Source organism: Martelella sp. AMO21009, assembly GCF_053484295.1.
Map to the genome: position 1 here is coordinate 120,397 of NZ_JBAKFR010000004.1, position 19,413 is coordinate 139,809.

Genomic DNA, 19,413 nt, shown 5'->3' on the forward strand with positions numbered 1-19,413 from the left:
CCCTCAATGCGTTGAAAGTGCTGTCAGCTCGCCGTGATAGGCCGCGCCGACCAGCCGCCGCATATCCGAAAGCGGCAGCGGGCGCGGATTGTTCTGGATCAGCCTTGCGATGCCGCAGGACTGCTCGGCCACCCAGTCGAGCCGGTCCTCGGCAAGGCCGAGATCGCTGAGCGTGCGGGGAATGCCGATACGATCGAAAAGCGCGACGATGGCCGGGATGACCTCCGCCCGGCCTTCGAGACCGATGATCGCCGCAATCTGATCGAGTTCCGGCCCGATTGCGGGGGCATTCCACGCCATCACATAGGGCATCAAGCAGGCCACCCCCGCCCCGTGCGCGGTGTGGGTCAGCGCGCCGACCGGGTACTGGATCGCATGGGCCGCGGCGGTTCCGGCAACGCCGAAGGCGAGACCGGCGGTCGTCGCCCCCAGCATCACATCGGCGCGGGCTTCAACATTGCCCCCCTCCGTGCAAGCCTTTTCGAGGCCGTTCCAGAGCAGGCCGATCGCCGTCAGCGCGAAATGATCGGAGGTCGCGTTCTTGCCGACGAAGACCCGTTCCTGCGCCAGACCCGGCACCGGATCGCGGCGGAGCGCCGTGAAGGCCTCGATGGCGTGGGTCAGGGCGTCGGCGCCGGCAATGGCGCTGAGCGCGGGCGGGCAGGTCACCGTCAGGTCCGGATCGCAGATCGAGACCGTCGGGATGATATAGGGCGAGGAGATCCCGACCTTGAGCTGGCGCTCAGAATCCGAGAGAACCGCGACCGGCGTCGCCTCGGAGCCGGTGCCCGCCGTGGTCGGGATGGCGATCAGCGGCATCACCGGACCGGGCACCTTGAACTCGCCGTAATAATCCTGCGGCCTGCCGCCATGGGTCAGCAGCACGGCCACGCATTTGGCCATGTCGAGGCAGGACCCTCCGCCGACGCCGATCACGAGATCGGGCGCAAAGTCACGGGCCTTTTCGGCGCTGGCGGCCGCGGCTTCGACGGGCACATCCGGAAGCGCCGAACCGTCGACCTCTACGGCAAGACCCGCCGCCTCCAGTTGCGCCACCATGCGTTTGAAGTCGCCGTCGCCGGCCAGCCGCTCGTCTGTCACCACAAGGGCGCGCTGCCCGAGTTTCGCAGCCACCGCCCCCAGTGCTTCTCGCTGGCCCGAGCCGAAGATCAATTCTCTCGGGGCTCTGATCGTGCCGAATAGGGTCATCCTGTCTCCTTTGATTTTTCCTCAGCCTTCCGAGAGGGCCCGGATTTCTTCATGCAGCGGATCGGGCAGGTCGATGCCCCCGGCGAGCGCTTTCATCCGGCGGGCGCGCATCCCGTCGCCTGGAACAGCGACCGGCCGCGAAGGGTCGGCCGCGCGCGAGGCGCGCAGGCGATTAAGGTAAGCGGCCAGTCCGGAGGGATGACCCTCGCCGGCCTCGGGATCGATCAGAATGATGATGTCGCCCTTGTTCGCTTGTCTGGTGGCGTCCAGCGTGCCGCCAACTTCGGGGGCGAAGGCCGAGCCTGCAAGCGATGCGACCAGCAGTTCCACGGCGAGACCGAGGCCGTATCCCTTGGCGTCGCCGAAGGGCGCGATCGCGCCGGTCCGCGCCGCTTCGGGATCGGTGGTGCGGCGGCCGTCGGCATCGACGGCCCAGTCATCCGGGATCAGCGCGCCGATCAGGGCGTGGTGATGGATTTTCCCCATCGAGACGCGACTGGTTGCGATGTCGAGAATAAAGGGCTCGGCGCCGGTGGGGATGCCGATGGCGATCGGGTTAGTTCCCAGCATCGCTTCCGTGCCGCCATAGGGATGCACCAGCGCCTCACTGGTGGTCATGACGATGCCGATCAATCCCCGCTCGGCCGCCGCCTCGACATAATAGGCGAGCATCCCGATGTGATTGGCGTTGCGGATAGATGCCAGCGCGATGCCCTGTTCGGGCGTCACCGCCGCAAGCCGCTCCAAGGCGCGCATCATGACGACCGGGCCGAGCCCGCGCTCGCCATCGATGGTGAAAGCACCGGCGCCGGTTCTGCGCGCCTTTCCTCCAGCAGCCGGATCGGCAAGGCCTGCGCGCAGGCGCGCAATGAGCCGGGGCAGTCTCTGGACGCCATGAGACGGCAGCCCCCGCAGCTCCGCCTCAATCAGAAGGTCGGCCTGAAGCGACGCGTTGTCGGGCTCGACCTTCTGCGCCAGCAGCGCCTTCTCCGCAATCGCGCGCAGATAATCGGCCGAAACCAACAAATGCCAACCCTCCCAGATCAAATCGTATATGATATTGTATTTGACATTCGATATCATATCGACGATAAAGCGAAGCATGTCAAGAATGCAGGCCGGGGAGGTTCAGATGGCGGTAACGACGGATCACGACCAGAAAGGCGGGTTCGCACGACCCCTGAGCATTTCCGAAAGCGTCCACGAACAGATTTACCAGCGCATCATGTCGCTGGAGATCCTGCCAGGTGCGCGAATCCCGATCGACCAGCTGGCGCGGGAGCTGAATGTCTCCCAGACCCCGGTGCGCGACGCCCTCACCCGGCTGGAACGCGAGGGGCTGGTGCGCAAGGCCCACCTGATCGGCTACTCGGCCGCGCCCCAGCTCACGCCCAAGGAGTTCGACGACCTTTACAGGTTCCGGCTGATGCTGGAGCCGGAGAGCGCCCGGCAGGCCTGCCTCAGACTGACCCCTGAAAAACTCGAGCAGCTGGAAAAGGCGGCGGCCGACATGGAGAAGGGCGAGCAGCCCGTGAGCCGCAACAGCCGCTACTCCCGTTTTGCCCGGGCCGATGCGCATTTTCACGAGGAGATCCTGAAGGTCGCGGATAATGAGTTCGCCCGCCAGGCGCTGACCGACAGGCACATCCACCTGCACATTTTCCGCCTGATGTTCCACAGCCGCGTGACCCAGGAAGCGCTGGAGGAGCACGAGCGCCTGCTCGCCGCATTCCGCGCCGGCGACGCGGACGCGGCCTACCATGCAATGTACGATCACATCGAGCGGTCGCGGGACCGGCTCGCGGCGGCCTTCGAATGACCTTCGCCGTGACTGATACCGCCGTTGACGGTCCGGCGCGGGAAGCGCCTGTGCTGCGCGCCGAGGACCTTTCCAAGGCCTATGGCCCGATCACGGTCCTGAGCGATGTGACGCTGGATATAGTCGCGGGCGAGGTGCACGCGATCATCGGAGAGAACGGCGCCGGCAAGTCGACCCTGATGAAGCTTCTCTCGGGCCACGCCACGCCGACGGGCGGCGCGATGTCGATGGCGGGAACACCGGTCGCCTTCGCCAACGCCGTTCAGGCCGAGGATGCCGGCGTCGTTCTGGTGCATCAGGAAATCCTGCTCGCGCCCGACCTCACCGTGGCTGAGAACCTTTTCCTGGGGCGCGAATTGTCGCGCGGGCTTGCCGTGGATGACCGCATGATGAACCGCCGCACGGCGGACGTGCTGGCGCGCGTCGGCTCCACGGCGCGCCCCACCACGCTTGTGGGCGATTTGCCGCTTGCGCAGCGCCAGCTCGTGCAGATCGCCCGCGCCCTGCTCGACGATCGCAAGGTCGTGATCCTGGATGAGCCGACGGCGATGCTGGCCAATGACGAGGTCGACGCGCTTCTGGAGATCGTCCGGAACCTGCGCGCCCATGGCGTGGCGGTGCTCTATATCTCCCACCGGTTGGAAGAGGTCGAGGCGGTGGCCGATCGCGTCACCGTTCTGCGCGACGGCAAGATGATCGGCACCTGGCCCGCAAGCGAACTCGGCCAGCGTCAGATGGCCGAACTGATGGTCGGGCGGGAGCTCTCCATGCTCTATCCGCCGAAACGGGAACCGGCGACCGCGGAACCGATTCTGAGCGTCGAAGAGCTCTCCGTCGACCACGGCAAGTTCTCCGGTTCCTTCAGCGTCCGCCCGGGGGAAGTTCTCGGCATCGGCGGCATGATCGGGGCCGGCCGCACGGAACTGATCGAGGGCTTGATGGGGCTTCGCCCCGCGCAAGCGCGGTCCATCTCGGTCAACGGCACGCCCGTCGCCAAGCCCGATGTCGGCTCGATGATGGCCGCGGGCGTCGTCTACCTGACCGAGGACCGCAAGGGCAAAGGCCTCCTTCTCAACGAGGGACTGGGCCCGAACCTGACACTCCAGGCGCTCGACATGATCCTTCCCGGCCTGCGCCTCAACCGCAGGAAGGAAGCAGGCGCCGTGCAGTCGGCGGTTCAGGATTACGACATCCGGGTCCGCACGCTCTCGGTGGAGGCCGGGCAGCTTTCAGGCGGCAACCAGCAGAAGCTGCTGCTGGCCAAGGTGATGCTCGCCGAACCCTCGATCGTCATCATCGACGAGCCGACGCGGGGCATCGACATCGGCAACAAGAGCCAGATCTATCACTTCATCGACGAACTCGTCCGGGCCGGCAAGGCCTGCGTCGTGATCTCATCCGAACTGCCAGAGCTCGTCGGCCTGTCCGACCGCGTGCTGGTGATGCGTGGAGGACGCTTCGTCGCCGAGCTGACGGGTGACGACATCACCGAGCAGAACGTCGTCTATGCCGCCGCGAGCAGCAGACATGATACCGAGGGGAGGAACCGCGCATGAGCAGCGCAGACATAACTACGCTTCCGGAAAGAGAAGGCTTCAAGATCCGCTGGAGCGATCTCGCTCCGTTCATCGCCCTGGCATTGATCGTGCTTTTGGGCACGATGATCAATTCCAATTTCATGGCGACGAACAACATCCTGAACGTCATCACGCGCAGCGCCTTCATCGCCATTATCGGCGTCGGCGCAACCTTCGTGATCGCGACCGGCGGACTGGATCTGTCGGTGGGTTCGATGCTGGCCTTCGTCGTCGGCATCATGATCATGGCGATGAACGCGCTCGTCCCTTACCTTGGCCCCTGGGCGATCCCGGCGGGTGCGCTGGTGGCACTGGTCGTGGGCTCGCTCTGCGGCCTGCTGAACGGGCTGATCATCACCGTGGGGCGGATTGAGCCCTTCATCGTCACCCTCGGCACGATGGGGATTTTCCGGGCCTTCATCACCTACATGACCGATGGCGGCTCGCTGTCCATCGATCGCAGCCTCAGGAGTGCCTACCGGCCCGTCTATTTCGGCGATTTCCTCGGCATTCCCTATCCGGTGCTGATCACCATCGTGATCGCCCTGCTCGGCGCGTTCATCCTCTACAAGACGAAATACGGCCGCCGCGTCACCGCCGTCGGCTCGAATTCCGACGTTGCGCGGTTTTCCGGCGTTCATGTCGGCCGAATCCGGACCATGGCCTTCGTCATACAGGGCTTCTGCGTCGCCGTCGCCGCGATCTGTTACGTGCCGCGCCTTGGTGCTGCTACGCCGACCACCGGTCAGCTCTGGGAGCTCCAGGTCATCACCGCTGTCGTCATCGGCGGCACGCTTCTGCGCGGCGGCAAGGCCCATATCTGGGGCACCGTTGCCGGCGCGCTCATTCTCGAGGTTATCGCCAACGTCATGGTTCTTTCGGACATGGTGTCGGAATACCTCGTGGCCGCGGTCCAGGGGGCGATCATCATCATTGCCATGCTGGCTCACCGCTTCACCAGCTCTCGCTGAAAAGGCGAGGCTCATATCTAAACTGAGGAGGAGGAAACTATGACAATCAAGACCGGAAGGCTGGCGCTCCTGTCGGCCACAGTGGCGGCGGGAACGCTGCTCGGGCAGGCCGCTATTGCCCAGGACAAGGAATTCACCATCGCGGTCTCCGTGCCGGCGGCCACGCATGGCTGGACGGGCGGCGTGGTCTACCATGCCGAACAGGCGGAAAAGCAGATCGAGGCCGCATTCCCGAACATCGACATCATCGTCTCGACGGCCTCTTCGGCGACGGCGCAGGTGTCGTCCCTCGAGGACCTGTCGGCCACGAATGAGCTCGACGCGCTTGTCATCCTGCCCTTCACGTCGGAGGAACTGACCGGGCCGGTGGAGCAGGTCGCCTCGAACGGCACCTTCATCACCGTGGTGGACCGGGGTCTTTCCGACCCGTCAATCCAGGACCTTTATGTCGCCGGCGACAACATCGCCGTTGGCGCGAACACGGCGAAATGGCTGGTCGACAAGCTCGGCGGCGAAGGCGAGATCGTCGTGCTGCGCGGCATCCCCACCGTGATCGATGACGAACGCATCAAGGGCTTCAAGGATGTCATCGACCAGACCGACATCGAAATCCTCGACATGCAGTATGCCAACTGGAACCAGGATGAAGCCTTCACCCTGATGCAGGACTATCTCGCCCGCTATCCGAATATCGATGCGGTCTGGGCCAATGATGATGACATGCTGCTCGGCGTGATCGAAGCGGTCGATCAGGCCGGACGGGAAGATGTCCAGTACGCGCTTGGCGGCAACGGCATGAAACAGGTGATCGAGATGGTGCAGGCGGGCGACGAACGCACGCCCATCTCCACGCCCTACCCGCCGTCGATGATCGCCTCGGCCATGTACATGACCGCGGCGCAGTTCGCGGGCCAGGCGCCGATGCGCGGATCGTTCAAGCTGGACGCCCCGCTGATCACGCCCGAGAACGCGGATCAGTTCTATTTCCCCGACTCCCCGTTCTGAACCGAAATACCCAGTCCGGCCGTCTTGCGGCGGCCGGACGGATCAATCCCAAAATCAGGAGATCGAGATGAGCGGCAAGAAAATCCTCATGCTCACCGGCGAATTCACCGAAGAATATGAAATCTACGTCTATCAACAGGGCATGGAAGCCGTCGGCCACACGGTTCACGTCGTCTGCCCGGACAAGAGCGAAGGCGACCTGATCAAGACGTCGCTCCACGATTTCGAGGGCGACCAGACCTATACCGAAAAGCCCGGCCATTTTGCCGAGATCAACAAGACCTTCTCCGAAGCCGAGGCCGAACTCGACAGCTATGACGCGGTCTATGCCGCCGGGGGTCGCGGGCCGGAATATATCCGGACCGACCCGCGCATCCAGGCGATGGTCCGGCACTTCCACGAGGCCGGCAAGCCGATCTTCACGATCTGCCACGGCGTGCAGATCCTGATGGCCGTGCCCGGCGTGCTCAAGGGCCGCAAGGTTGCCGGTCTCGGCGCCTGCGCTCCGGAAGTCGCGGCGGTGGGCGGCACCTATATCGACGTCGAGCCGAAAGAGGCCTATGTCGATGGCACGATGGTGTCGGCCAAGGGCTGGACCGGGCTGGCCGCCTTCATGCGGGAATGCCTCAAAGTCCTCGGCACGGAAATCCGCCATAGCTGAGTGATAGGCAAGCAAAGCGCGGGGTCGCAGCAATGCGGCCCGCGCGGCCTGCCCGTGTCGGGCGAAAATCGGCTTCCGCTTTCATAGCTGTTCCGACGAGAAGCCGGAAAGCGCCGAGCTCAATCGGCGAGAAGACCGGGCGCCAGTGCGGTGAAAGCCTCGATGGCCCCGGCAACGTCGAAATCAAGGTGATTGCCCGCATCCCCGAGACGGCTTCGGCGGCTTAGAACCCTTCAGGATTAAACGGTAGCGTTCTGCGAGCGTGTTCATTTCATGTTCTGAAGACCATGAAACGCCACCCTTGCGGGCTTGCCGCAGTGCCCCCTCGATCAACTCATGCCGGAGCGGACCCTGCAATAACAACAGCGCCCAGTGACCACCTTGGAGACGAGCGGTTGGACGGCAAAAGAGTTCCTCGATGACGGCGTTCACATGATTGCGTGATGTCGGATTTCTTCAAGACGTGTCATGTCGCTGGGGTTTACTGCAAATGTGAACCAACCCAGAGTGAGGCTCCTGAAATGATATTTCGCTACACAATCTTGTACGTGGATGACGTCCCGGCATCCGTGGACTTCTTTGAGAAGGCGTTCGGCTTTGAACGCGCATTTCTCCATGAAAGCGGTGATTACGGCGAACTGGCGACCGGCGAGACCAAGCTCGCCTTTTCCTCGAAAGCGCTGATGCGCCAGCTCGGCAAGAACCCGGCTTCACCAAGGCCGGATGCCCCCACATTCGAGATCGCGTTCGAAACGGATGACGTCGCGAGCGCCTTGAAAAGGGCAGTCGATGCCGGCGCCACGCTCGTTCAGGACGTGCGGGACGAGCCATGGGGGCAGACGACCTCATATGTGGCCGATTCGAACGGCTACCTGATCGAGATCTGCTCCGCAGTGCAACTGCCGGGGTGAGGATGATGGAGGAAATCATCGAGCGGCTGAAGACCGCGATCCTGAAGGTCGAGCCCGGCGCTGCATGCCTTGAAAAATATGGCGGCCTCGTCTTCGAGAGCTTCCCCGGACAGCCCAAATCGCAGTTCTGCGGCATCTTTGCCCATCCAAACCACGTTTCGCTGGAATTCACCCATGGCGCGCGATTGAACGATCCGGACCGAATTCTGGAAGGCAGCGGCAAATATCGCCGTCACATCACAATCAGGCGCCTGTCGGACATTACCGAAAAGCGGTGCGAAGCCTTTCTCAGCCAGGCGGTCAGACCTCAGGGCGAAACCCCTTCACCAGTTGCCCAGGCCGGGTTGCGCCAGATCGTTCATGACGCCTGAGTGTTGGCGAAGCTGCACGGGAGTGCGTCCAAACCACCGGACGAACTCCCGCGTCATATGCGCCTGATCGCTGTAGCCATATTCGAGCGCAATCTCCGCGATCGGAACCCGACAAGGCAAGGCCTGCACCGCCCGCCTGGCGCGTCCCAGCTGTCGCCAGAAGGCCGGAGACGGCAAAGAGAGGCGCCTGAAATGACGTTGCAGGCTTCGCTCCGATACACCCTGCTGCCTGGCCGCCCATTCCACGCTGCTGTCTGGAAGGCCGAGAATATCGATGATCTCGGAGGCTTCCTGGTCATAGCTGACCCTGTCGTCGATCTCCGCTTCCAGACTGCAGATGTCGCCATGTCCGAACTGGACGTCGTCGAGACGGATGGTGGCACCGGGCCGCAACCGATAGCCGATCAAAGACGTTCCCACCGGAAGCTTCACTTGCCTTGGCGCGAAGTCCCAATCGGTGACGCCAATCAGCGTATGTCCAGTCCTGTCGCTGGAGGAGACGAGGATATCGATGCATCCATCAGGCAGAACGAGCGCCACTTCGTCTGCCTCGGCGGTATAGGTCCAGCGATGAACACGCGGACCGCTCTCATCGGAGGGATGGTTCATGGGTTTAAGATAAACCCGAAACCGCCATCGATCCAGCGCGAAGCAACGCCCGACCAGGTCGCCCACCGGCTCGTTCAAATCCGACCTCGTCGTCCCTTATGAGATGGGCACCTGCCCTTCAGCGCCTTCGATCGTTGCGTGATCACATCGTTGCGGTGGGTAAGAACCATTCGGGTTGAAACGGAGGGCCGGTTTCGGCAAACCCTTAACTGCGCTTTCCGCGCTTCAGCGCGTCAACGCGGCGCTTCTGCCAGGAGCAACGGAAGCAAAAGAACGGATTCACCCCTGGGCCGTCGGGCGGATGACGATGCTCCCGACGTCGACATCGAAGGGCTGTTCAAGCGCGTAGAGCACGCCGCCGGCGATCGCATCCGGCGAGATCGCGATCGCCTCCAGACGCTCCGTAATCATCTGTTTTGTCATCCGATCCGTGATGCTGTCTCCGAAATTCGTCGCGATCATGCCTGGCGATATTTCCGTGACCCGCAAGTGCGGCCCGGCTTCCTGTCGTAGCGCCTCGGTCACCGTTCTGACCGCATTCTTCGTGGCGGCATAGACCCCCATCGTCGGCACGATCTGTATGCCCGCCGTCGAGACGATATTGATGACGTGACCGCTCTTTTGCCGTCCAAACACCGGAAGGGCGGCCGCTATGCCGTAAAGCGTGCCCTTGAGGTTCACGTCGATCATCGCGTCCCAATCGTCGACCCGCAGAGCATCGAAGCGGGAGATCGGGCCGATACCGGCATTGTTGACGATAACGTCGAGCCGGCCGAAGCTGTCGATCGCCCTGGCGACCAGTGCTTCAAGATCGGCGCGGCGGCGAACGTCGGTGGCCTTGAAGACGGCCTGGCCTCCTTCGGCGACGATCTCGCTTGTGATCGCTTCAAGCTCGGCCTCTCTGCGCGCGCCGAGCACGACGCGGGCCCCTTTCGCCGCCAGCAGTTTCGCTGTTGCATGGCCGATGCCGCTGCTGGCGCCGGTAATGGCGACAACTCTGCCTTCAATGGTCATTTGGCACTCCCGATAGATGATTTGCTTTTGCAGTTATCTATGCCAGGAAGGGAAGATTAGCGACGCGAAGGAGTCTCTTAAATTGTCGCGATCGTCCAGCATCGCCGTCGATCCGCTTTCAAACGTGCTCGATATTCTGGGCGCGCGCGTGGCCCGGCGCACACGAATAGAAGCCGCTGGCGCGTGGTCGCTCTCCTTTCCCGGCCTCGATCGTCTCAAATTCGTGGCATTGCTTCACGGCGATGCATGGATTTCGGCCCCCGGGCATCAGCCCCGGCGCATGCAGGCGGGCGATGTCTGTCTGATCGGACGCACGGACTATGTGGTGGGCAGTGATCCGACACTCGCCCCGGCCGATGGCCACGCACTTTATGACGGTCCGGAGCGGGATGTTGCCCGGATCAACGGCGATGAGACTGTCGGCATCGGAGGCAGCGTCACCTTTGCCGGGGCAAACGCGGATTTCCTGCTGGACATGCTGCCGGATTTCTGGGTCGTGCCCGGGAATGCCTCGGGTTCAGACGCGATTGCGATGACCCTCAACCTGATGTCCAACGAGATCGAGCGCGAGGCGATCGGGGGCGAAATCGTGCGCTCCCGCCTTGCCGATATTCTTCTGGTGGAAGCGATCCGCGCCTGTGCGAGCGAGGTCCGGGCCACCGGCATGGGCTGGCTTGGCGCGCTTCTCGATCCGAGGATCGGCCGGGCGCTTGGCGCGCTGCACGAAAACATCGCCCATCCGTGGACGGTGGCGGAACTGGCAGGGATTGCCGGCATGTCGCGCGCATCCTTTTCCGCGGAATTCTCCCGCCGCATCGGCCAGCCGCCGCTGTCCTACCTGCGGTCGTGGCGGCTCACAGTCGCGCGAACGGCGCTCCTGCAGGACAATCAGCGCGTGGCCGATGTCGCCGAAATGGTGGGCTACCGCTCCCAAAGTGCGTTCAGCCAGGCCTTCCGCCGCACCTTCGGAACCTCTCCGAAAGACGATACCGCAGGTCCCGCGACCGCTCCCTGAGCCAGTCGGGGAAAGGTCAGGTCGTGGGATACTGCGACCGTTTGAAGCGCAGCCGATATCGTCCATACGCCGGCGATCTCCGGCGTGCCGGCTGTCGGCGACCTCGTCAGCCGGCTCGATGATCAGGCGGTCACCCACAGAAAAAAACTCCGACATCTTCGAGATGCCCCCGGTCAGCCAGTTGTGCTCCGGGACGTCCAGTCACCAGCCGCCGCCACCGCCGCCCCCTCCTCCCCCGCCGGAGAAGCCGCCGCCCGAAAAGCCGAGGCCTGTGCCCGAACCGTTGGGCGAGATGCAGGCCGTGAGGTTGGTGCTGAGCGCCTGGCAGGCGCCGAAGATCGTCGCGCCGTTCGCGCCCGTATCGTAGAAGGTCGGGTGCAGGCCGAAGGGAATCGGGTTGATGGCGCCGGGGCCGGCGTCCATGACGCTGTCGAAGGCGCGGCTCCATTCTGACTTCATGTTGAGCGCCACCGCGAAGGGCAGAAGGGCCGGCAGCGCGTCCCTTTCGCTGCGATTGGCGTGGCGCATGTCGCCGACCCGTTCGAGATAAAGGCGAAGCCCGGCGATTTCCGCCTCGCGCGCCCGCCCCTCCTCCGTCGGCTGGCCGATGCGTGCGGCAAACCCCCAGAACAGCACCGGCGTTGCCACAAGGCCGAGCGCCGTCGCCCAGCCGAAGGCGCCGGTGAAGAAGCCCGTCACCAGCCACAGTCCCGCGCTCGCGACAAGTCCTCCGCCCATGCCGTTTCCGGCGGCGTTGCTGACCGTATCCGCCGAGGCGCGCGCATCGAAGCCCGCAAAGGCAAGGCCGATCAAGATCGGCAGCAGCGGGCCATAGGCGAGGATCCACCCTTCGCCATCCATGCCCGTCAGCGCAAGGGCCGCGGCAAGGCCGGAGCAGAGGAAGGCGGCGGCCAGCTTCCACTTGCCGTTCGGCGCATAATACCGCCGCCCATGGGTGGTGCGCACGGCGCGGGCGAAATCGCCGTATAGACGCCGCAGCGTCTGTCGGTTCTTGCGCTCGACCAATATGCTGCCGCCTTCAGCGCGCACGCTGGCCACCAGCGCTTCCTCCTCGGGCGCCAGCGCGCCGGTATCGCCCGCATCCAGCACGATCCGCCAGGCCTTGCCCTCGGGCACGATCGTCATCAGCCCGCGCAGGCCGAGATTGATGACCGTGGCGAGGAGCGCGGAATGGCCGAGCATGCGCCGCATCGAAATATACTGCACCTGAGCAGGCGTCGTGCCGCGCGGCGGCTTGCGCCGCTCAATCACCGGATAGCGTCCGGCGTGCTCCTCTCCGGGCCGCCTGATCCGCCGGGAGACAAACAGGAAAAGCAAGCCGAGAGCGCCGAGGCCGGTAACGGAAATCGCGACGCCCGGATTGCGACGCAACCACCACCGGAACCGCTCGGCGGCCGCCGGCTCGCTGACGAAGCCCTTCGGGAACCCGACAGCGACCGTGAGCCCCTCCTCCGGGTCGAGAATGCGATAGGTCGAGATATCAACCGTGCCGCCATCCGGGCTGAGGCCGCGGGACACTTCCGCGCGCGTCGCGCCGAGCGGCCCGGTATAGCCGGCGACCTGTGTGGCCGCCGCGCCGTCGGGCAGGCGAATGGTCGCGGCGGCGTTGTCGATCGGGAAGGCCCAGTAGGAGCCGGTCACATTCCAGTAGAATTCGTCCTGACCGTCGCGGCTTTCGATCTGCGGTCCGGTGCGATAGGAAAGCCGGAAGGTGTGAACGCCCGGTTCGAGATCGGTTCCGGAATCCCCCAGAAAGATGCGGATATAGTCGCTGCGGCGGGCAACCCGCATGGGCACCGGCTTGCCGTCGAGCGTGGCGGAAAGGATCTGCAGCGCGCCGGGATCGACGCCGCCCTCCGCCGTGCGTCCCGCGATCGGCAGATCGCGAAAGATACCGTGTTCGATCCGGTACCCCTCCGCCTTGATCGCGATGGTCTCGGTGATATCGAGGCGGCCGGTCGGGCCAATCGTAATGTCGCTTTCGAAACGCTCGATCCGCTCGCGCGCCAAGGCCGGTGTGAACCAGATCAGCACAAGCAGGAAGGTCGTGACGATCGGCCGCGCCGCGGACGCGCGACCGCCCTCGAGTTTGCGATGCCAGCGAGAAAAAACTGTCTGAAAAATCGAGCGTGATTTCATAAAAAATGCCGCTGACGGCCCTGGCTTCTGGTTTGGCGAATCCGGCTGAGGGGGCCTTATAGCCCGGCCAAAAAGCATAAACAAATCCGTTTGTTACAACGATCTTTCCCGACAGGGAGTAAATCTCAACTTACAGTTACTTGCCTCTCTCAGCCCGCCCCTTCATGACTGCGCCATCGAAGGAGAAAGCATGACCGAACGACGTTTCTGGTTCGCCCTGCTTGTCGCCGCCATTCCCGGCGTGGCAGAGGCCGAGACCATCATTTTCGACCCGGCTGTCGGCAGCGAACGGACCTATCACCTCGAAATTTCCATGGCTTCCGGCTTCAGTGATTCGCGTTTCCACGACAACCAGTTCGTGTCGGCGCTGACCCGCTTTGCGGTCACCGATCGCGACGACGATGGCGAGATCAGCATGGATGTCTTCCCTTTGTGGTTTGCCTATGACGAGGGATCGCGGGTGACGAGCACGGCCTTCGGCGACGCCCCCGACGATCTTGCCCTGCTGATGCGCGCGGGCTTTTCCGCCACGATCGATCCGGAAAGTCACGGGCTCAAGGATTTCGCCCCGCGCGGCGATGCCGAGATGCCGGAAGCCATGCTGGCCCAGATGGGCGACCAGCTCGGCCAGCCGGTTCTGCCGGTCGAAATCGAAGTCGAGAAAGGCTGGACGACCACCACCACGCTGCCGGGCGTCGCCAATGTGGAGATCACGGTCAGCGCGGTGACGCCGGATGCGGTTTTTCTCAGCTATGAGGGTGTGTCGGCGGATGCGAGACTGTCCGGCGTTTCGGTGCTGGCGCGCGACAGCGGCTGGGTCGAGCGCTCGGTGATGACCTATGATACGCGCATCAATCCCGGCGCGGAGGATGAGCGTTTCTCACGCCAGACCATCGCGATGGCAAACACGGAAAGCCCCTTCCCGCTCTACACCCACGCATTCCGGGGCGAGCCTGAATGGCATGACATGCCGACCTTTCCGTTTTCAACCATCGTCATGCCGCCCGAGCCGGACATGGTGTTTCCCGGCAAGCCGGGAGAAGCCGACAGGCATGGCAAGACCTACACGCTGAGCTTCGCCCATGATCCAGCAGCGGGCAGCAATATCGGCCGTTTCGCGCTTCATGATTTTCATCTCTTCGACGGCGAAACCGAGTTGCCGACGCAGTTCATCGCCACCTTGCCTGTGACTGTTCCGGGCGATGGCGGGTTCCGGACGGTCTCGCGGGCGCGTCCGGTCGGCATCGGCGATGTCCGCGACGATCTGGAGCGGGCGACGGCGCTCACCGCCCATGTCGACTGGTATCCGTCGGAACCTTTCACGCTGACGCTGCATCCGGATGCGGACGGGAAGGCCAGCGTAGACCGCAATGGCGCTTCGGCGGAATTCCGGCCGACCGATGACGGCTATGAGCTGCTGCTCTCCGGCAAAACCTGGGATTTCTTCGGCCTTTCCTTCCCGGAAGGCAGCGACGTCAAGGGACGGATCTACGCCGCCGACAGCGGCGCGGACTGGCTGACGCCGGCCGAAAGCCAGGCCCGCCGGCTGGCGCTGCCGGATTACAGCGCCCTTAAGGTTGTGCTCAAGGCTGAAACCGTGCCGGAAAAGATCGAGATCCGCGTCGAACGCTATGCCGAAACGGCGGCCGCGACCCGCGCTGTCACCTTCCGCACCGAACGCGGCAAACGCCTCGATCCCGACACCGAGCCCGAGACGCGGGCGCTTTATCCGGATGGCGCGCCGCCGGCGCTCGATGCGCTCACGCCCGAAGGCCTTGATCTCGCCGGGCTGCGTTTCAGGCTCGCGACGACGCAGGCGAAGCACTGCGCGGCGGGGCTGGGTGAGCCCGCGCCGCTTGCCGGTCACGACCTGGTCTTCGAAACGCGGGCGGACGAACGGACCGGCACGACGACGCTGCAGCTTCAGACCGATGACGGCATCCGCACCCATTTCTACGGGCATGGACCGATCTCCGTCGTCATCGATTGCGAGACCACCGTCGCATGGCGCGAGGTGACCGCGGCGCTCGATCCCGCGCGGGCATGGCTGATCGATCCGGAAATCCTCGGCGCGGACAGCGCCATGACGATTGGCGCATTCAACGCGCGTTTCCGGCTGGTCGATGCCGAAGGCACAGCGCTGGCGCTGGTCGCGCCGGATGGCACGTCGCTTTCCCCCGATGACACGCTCGCTTCGGCGCTCTTCGACGACGGGAACATCCGCGCCGCCGGCCGGCCCGAACGCATCCTTGAAGCGGATACCGGTTCCGACCCGGTGACCCGACGCTTCGAGATCCGCTTTCCCGATCTGCCTGAACCGAGGGAGGACGCCCGATGAAAACCACTCTCGCCCTTCTGCTCGCTCTGGCGGCAGGCACCGCCCATGCTGCCAATGTCGACGAAAATCTGGCGCCCGCCCCGGACGGGGCCTACAGCTACACGCCGCCGGAAAAGGCAAAGGACGGCGTTTATATCATCGATATCTATGATGAAGACGATGACCGTTATGCCCGCGTCTGGAACACCGCTCCGACGCTGGATGAGGGCCGCAAGGTCGGAAAGATCGAGACCTTCTATCCCGGCTCGGGCTACCTCAAGACCCGCGTTCCGCTCAACGAGGAAGGCCGCCGCGACGGCGAGATGGTGACCTTCGACGAGGATGAGAATGTCGTGGGCCGCACGCCTTATGAGGATGGAAAGAAAAACGGCACGGAGGTCCGGTACTGGGCGGATGGCAAGACCCAGCGCGAAACCACCTGGAAGGATGACGTGCTAAACGGCCCGTGGCGTCTCTATTATGAGGACGGCACGCTTTCGGCCGAAAACAATCATGTCGACGGCCATATCGACGGTGTGGAACGCAAATACCACGAGAACGGCAAGCTTGCCGCCGAAATCCACTGGTCGATGAGCCGGCGCGACGGCCCCTACAGGGACTATGACAAGGACGGAAATCTCATCGAGGAAGGCCGTTATGTCGATGGCGCGGCCGATGGGGTCGTCACCGAATACTGGCCCTCGGGCGCGCGCAGGGCCGAGCGTCACTATGCGATGGGCAAACCGACGGGCAGTGCAAAACGCTGGTCGGAATCGGGCGAACTCGTGGCCCAGACCGACTATGCCGAGGATGGCAGCGAGGTGAGAAACCGGAAATGGAAGGACGGAGCGCTGATCTGGCTCGAAGAGCCGGTGCAGATCGAAGGCCGTGGCGAAGGGTGGAAAACCGTAGAGCATTACGGCAATTTCACCGAAACCGAGATCAAGGCCGACGGCTACCTCCTGTTCACGAAGTATCTCAACGACCAACTGCTGGACCGCACCGAACTGGTCGATGGCGAATATCGCGGGCTGTTCGTGTCGACCACCGAAATCGACCAGATCACCACCCGCGTCCACTATGTCGACGGCAAGGAGGAGGGTCTTTACACCCGCGCCTGGCGCGGCCGGGAGTGGGACCGGGGCTATTACGACCATGGCAAGCGCGTCGGCGACTGGCGCCGGACGGAACACTCCAGCGACGTCATCCACGAGACCTATGACGATGACGGCAAGCTGACCGGCGCGCAGCGGACATACAGGATGAACGGCGAGCTGAAGCGGCTCGCCACCTATGACGCGGGCATCCTGAACGGCCCCTACAAGGAGCTGGATGGCGACAAGATGATTGCCGGCGGCCGCTATGTCGACGGCGAGAAGCATGGCGAATGGCTGGAACAGGTGCCCTACCGGGACGAAACGAAACAGGGCCGCTACGACCACGGCATCAAGGACGGCCGCTGGACGACGTTCGACGGCCATGGTTACCGCATCGCGGTCACAAGCTTCAGCAACGGGCTGAAGGACGGGCCAAGCTACATCCTGGCGGAAAACGGCGCGCTTGAGGAAGTGCAGATGTGGAAGGACGACAAGCGCGACGGCACCACCACCTATTACGACGCCGAGGGCCCCGTTTCACATGAGCCCTGGCGCGATGGCCGACTGGAAGGAAATGCGGTTCCCGCCCGGGACACGCGGTAAGCCGTTCTCGGGCGGCCGCGAGCGACGGCGAACGGCCGCACGCAAGAAACGCCCGGCACACGCGCCGGGCGTCTTTCTGTCTTCGGAAGCGGAAGGCAATCCTTGGTCCCGATCAGCCGCCGAAGCCGAAGCCGGGGGGCATGTCGGTCAGCGAGATGCCGAACGGTTCGAGGCTCTTCAGAATCCAGGTCTGGTTGTTGCCGATACGGCGGTTATATTCGGCCCAGGCGGATACGAAGCTCTTGAAGGTCTCGTCCGCGCCGTAGTTCACGGCAATCACTGAAGGCGTGGACAGGACCGGGGTCGGCACCTTGACGCTGCCCACGCTTGCGGCCTTCTTGGAGATCACCAGCCCGTTGAGCATGGTGTTGATCAAGCCCTGCGCCTTGCCGGTGGTGACGGCGACGATCGCCTCATCGCGGGTCTTGAAGCGCAGAATATTGGCCTTGGGCAGATATTGCTGCGCCATCAGATCCTGCGCGGAGCCGAGATCCACGGCGAAGGTGTATTGCGGGTCGTTGAGCTCGTTCCAGCTCTTGCCTTCCAGTGTTTCATCGGCGGAGATCAGCACGAAACTGTTGTAATAGGTCGGGTCGGAAAACGAAACCGACAGCGCGCGCACCGGCGTCGCGGTGACGGCGAAGGCCATGTCGACCTTGCCGCTCTGGACGTCCAGAATGGCGTTGGACCAGCTCGATTCCACCACTTCCAGCTCGACATCAAGCGTCTTGGCGATATCCGACGCCATATCGATAACGAAGCCCGTCCATTCGCCGGTGCGCGGGTCCTTGTTGAAATAGGGCACTTCGTTCAGGATCGCCGGAATGCGCAGCGTGCCGCGTTCGCGGATGTCGCTGACCGTGTCGGCGCTGGCGGCGGCTGAAAACAGCGAAAGCGCCACCGCCGTCGCGCCACAGATCTTGGCAAACAAGTTCATTGAGAGATCTCCATAATTCCCCGGATTGGTCGTATTCTTGAACCGCAACCCCCATCGGCCACGTCCGGGAACAGGCTAGCGGCTCAGCCGATCGAGACAATGCTAGAGAAAAGACGGCGCTTGTGCGCTTTTTTGTATGTTCGGGTCATAGAGGCGGCAGGATATCGCCGCTCGGCGGGTCCAGAACTGGCCCCACCAGCTCGCGCTGGCAATCCTCGTAAAGCTGCTGGACCATGGGGTGGGTTTGCAGGAACCCGGCGCTACCGAAATAGACCCTGATTTCCGGCAGGCTGGTCAGGCGGAGCGAGGCGATTTTCTCGTCATCGGCGGCCACGCACCATGAGGGAATGATGGAAAAGCCGAGCCCTTCTTCAACGCACAGCTTCACGCTGGAACTGCCCGAGGTCGAGATCGCGGGATGAACCGCCCTGCCCTCGCGGCCGAGAAAATCGACCGAGACATTGCGCAGTGTCTGCCCGGGTTCATAGGTCACGAACGGCTTATCCGCGGCCCAGGCAGGAATATCTTCCTGCGCCGGAACATCGCCCCAGGCGCGCGGGAAGACAAGCGAAAGCCGGTAGCTTCCGAGCATGCGCTGAGGCACGACGGGGTCGCCAAAATAGCGCTCCGAGATGCAGACATCGAGACTGCCGTTCTTGACCAGTTCCGCAAGCACCGTATCGCGCTCGTAGACGGAAAACTCCATCTCGGGGAAAGCCTCGCGGAAGCGGGCCAGAACCTTCGGAAACAGATAGAAGAAGATCGCCTGGGGCATGCCTACCCTTAGCGCGGAACGCTGGTTCTCGATCAGCGTCGTCAGCCGCTCCAGCATGATGTCGAGTTCGGGATGGAGCAGATTGTAAAGCGCGCGGCCGCGCGGCGTAAGCGTGATGCGCTTTGCCCCCTGCTCGGATTCGATGAGCCTGCTTTTCAAAATCTGCTCGAGCCGGCGCACATGATTGGCGGCGGACTGATAGGACAGGTTCAGCTCGCGCGCCGCCGCCGAAAACGAGCCGTAGCGCGCCACATGATAGAATGTCTGCACCAGCGTAAGACTGATCTTTGCCATCGCGAAAATCCCCTTTCTTCTCTTTTAAGGGGTGGCCGGCCAGAAGCCTGATACAAAAAACATGACCT

17 protein-coding genes are annotated in these 19,413 nt (G+C 63.5%); 10 read left to right on the top strand and 7 right to left on the bottom strand.

Going from position 1 to position 19,413, the window contains the following annotated elements:
* Window positions 1–3: 3 nt before the first annotated feature.
* Window positions 4–1,209, bottom strand: coding sequence for an iron-containing alcohol dehydrogenase (locus V6766_RS06785; RefSeq protein ID WP_448464802.1), 1,206 nt, complete (start codon window positions 1,207–1,209; stop codon window positions 4–6).
* A 21-nt stretch (window positions 1,210–1,230) separates the two neighbouring features.
* Window positions 1,231–2,235 (bottom strand): Ldh family oxidoreductase, encoded by a 1,005-nt coding sequence (locus V6766_RS06790; RefSeq protein WP_448464804.1) that lies wholly within the window; start codon window positions 2,233–2,235, stop codon window positions 1,231–1,233.
* Window positions 2,236–2,341: 106 nt separating this feature from the next.
* On the opposite strand from V6766_RS06790, the gene V6766_RS06795 reads away from it, so the two are divergent.
* From V6766_RS06795 to V6766_RS06825, 7 genes are all read left to right on the top strand, one after another.
* The gene (locus V6766_RS06795; RefSeq protein WP_448464806.1) at window positions 2,342–3,028 is read left to right on the top strand and encodes a GntR family transcriptional regulator; all 687 of its coding nucleotides are present in this window, start codon (window positions 2,342–2,344) and stop codon (window positions 3,026–3,028) included.
* Window positions 3,025–4,584 (top strand): sugar ABC transporter ATP-binding protein, encoded by a 1,560-nt coding sequence (locus tag V6766_RS06800; protein ID WP_448464808.1) that lies wholly within the window; start codon window positions 3,025–3,027, stop codon window positions 4,582–4,584. The genes V6766_RS06795 and V6766_RS06800 overlap by 4 nt, the downstream gene beginning before the upstream one ends.
* Complete coding sequence (locus tag V6766_RS06805; protein WP_448464810.1) at window positions 4,581–5,576, top strand: ABC transporter permease; 996 nt, start codon at window positions 4,581–4,583, stop codon at window positions 5,574–5,576. The genes V6766_RS06800 and V6766_RS06805 overlap by 4 nt, the downstream gene beginning before the upstream one ends.
* A 39-nt stretch (window positions 5,577–5,615) precedes the next feature.
* Window positions 5,616–6,581: a substrate-binding domain-containing protein gene (locus V6766_RS06810; RefSeq protein ID WP_448464812.1), complete on the top strand. Its 966-nt coding sequence runs from the start codon at window positions 5,616–5,618 to the stop codon at window positions 6,579–6,581.
* A 67-nt stretch (window positions 6,582–6,648) separates the two neighbouring features.
* Complete coding sequence (locus tag V6766_RS06815) at window positions 6,649–7,242, top strand: DJ-1/PfpI family protein (protein WP_448464814.1); 594 nt, start codon at window positions 6,649–6,651, stop codon at window positions 7,240–7,242.
* Window positions 7,243–7,685: 443 nt separating this feature from the next.
* The gene (locus V6766_RS06820; RefSeq protein ID WP_448464816.1) at window positions 7,686–8,153 is read left to right on the top strand and encodes a VOC family protein; all 468 of its coding nucleotides are present in this window, start codon (window positions 7,686–7,688) and stop codon (window positions 8,151–8,153) included.
* Window positions 8,154–8,158: 5 nt separating this feature from the next.
* Window positions 8,159–8,524, top strand: coding sequence for a DUF1801 domain-containing protein (locus V6766_RS06825; protein WP_448464818.1), 366 nt, complete (start codon window positions 8,159–8,161; stop codon window positions 8,522–8,524).
* Here V6766_RS06825 and V6766_RS06830 read toward each other — a convergent pair.
* Entirely contained in the window at window positions 8,477–9,211 is a 735-nt protein-coding gene (locus V6766_RS06830; RefSeq protein WP_448464820.1) for a helix-turn-helix domain-containing protein, read from the bottom strand. The two genes, V6766_RS06825 and V6766_RS06830, sit on opposite strands and share 48 nt — an antisense overlap.
* A gap of 201 nt (window positions 9,212–9,412) precedes the next feature.
* Window positions 9,413–10,147 carry an SDR family oxidoreductase gene (locus V6766_RS06835; protein WP_448464822.1) on the bottom strand — a complete coding sequence of 245 codons (735 nt, stop codon included), beginning with the start codon at window positions 10,145–10,147 and terminating at the stop codon, window positions 9,413–9,415.
* 82 nt (window positions 10,148–10,229) lie between these two features.
* Between V6766_RS06835 and V6766_RS06840 the strand changes: the two genes are divergently transcribed.
* Entirely contained in the window at window positions 10,230–11,162 is a 933-nt protein-coding gene (locus V6766_RS06840; RefSeq protein WP_448464824.1) for an AraC family transcriptional regulator, read from the top strand.
* Between the two features lie 201 nt (window positions 11,163–11,363).
* On the opposite strand, the gene V6766_RS06845 is transcribed toward V6766_RS06840, so the two are convergent.
* Window positions 11,364–13,322: a DUF2207 domain-containing protein gene (locus tag V6766_RS06845; RefSeq protein ID WP_448464827.1), complete on the bottom strand. Its 1,959-nt coding sequence runs from the start codon at window positions 13,320–13,322 to the stop codon at window positions 11,364–11,366.
* Window positions 13,323–13,512: 190 nt separating this feature from the next.
* Here V6766_RS06845 and V6766_RS06850 point away from each other — a divergent pair, with 190 nt between their 5' ends.
* Together V6766_RS06850 and V6766_RS06855 are read left to right on the top strand one after the other, a co-directional pair.
* Complete coding sequence (locus tag V6766_RS06850) at window positions 13,513–15,660, top strand: hypothetical protein (RefSeq protein ID WP_448464829.1); 2,148 nt, start codon at window positions 13,513–13,515, stop codon at window positions 15,658–15,660.
* Window positions 15,657–17,339 carry a hypothetical protein gene (locus tag V6766_RS06855; protein ID WP_448464831.1) on the top strand — a complete coding sequence of 561 codons (1,683 nt, stop codon included), beginning with the start codon at window positions 15,657–15,659 and terminating at the stop codon, window positions 17,337–17,339. Before V6766_RS06850 ends, V6766_RS06855 begins: the two co-directional genes overlap by 4 nt.
* A gap of 112 nt (window positions 17,340–17,451) precedes the next feature.
* Here V6766_RS06855 and V6766_RS06860 read toward each other — a convergent pair whose 3' ends face one another.
* Together V6766_RS06860 and V6766_RS06865 are read right to left on the bottom strand one after the other, a co-directional pair.
* On the bottom strand, window positions 17,452–18,276 hold the full coding sequence (locus V6766_RS06860) for a transporter substrate-binding domain-containing protein (protein WP_448464833.1): 825 nt from the start codon (window positions 18,274–18,276) through the stop codon (window positions 17,452–17,454).
* A gap of 145 nt (window positions 18,277–18,421) precedes the next feature.
* Complete coding sequence (locus V6766_RS06865; RefSeq protein ID WP_448464835.1) at window positions 18,422–19,345, bottom strand: LysR family transcriptional regulator; 924 nt, start codon at window positions 19,343–19,345, stop codon at window positions 18,422–18,424.
* Window positions 19,346–19,413: the final 68 nt, after the last annotated feature.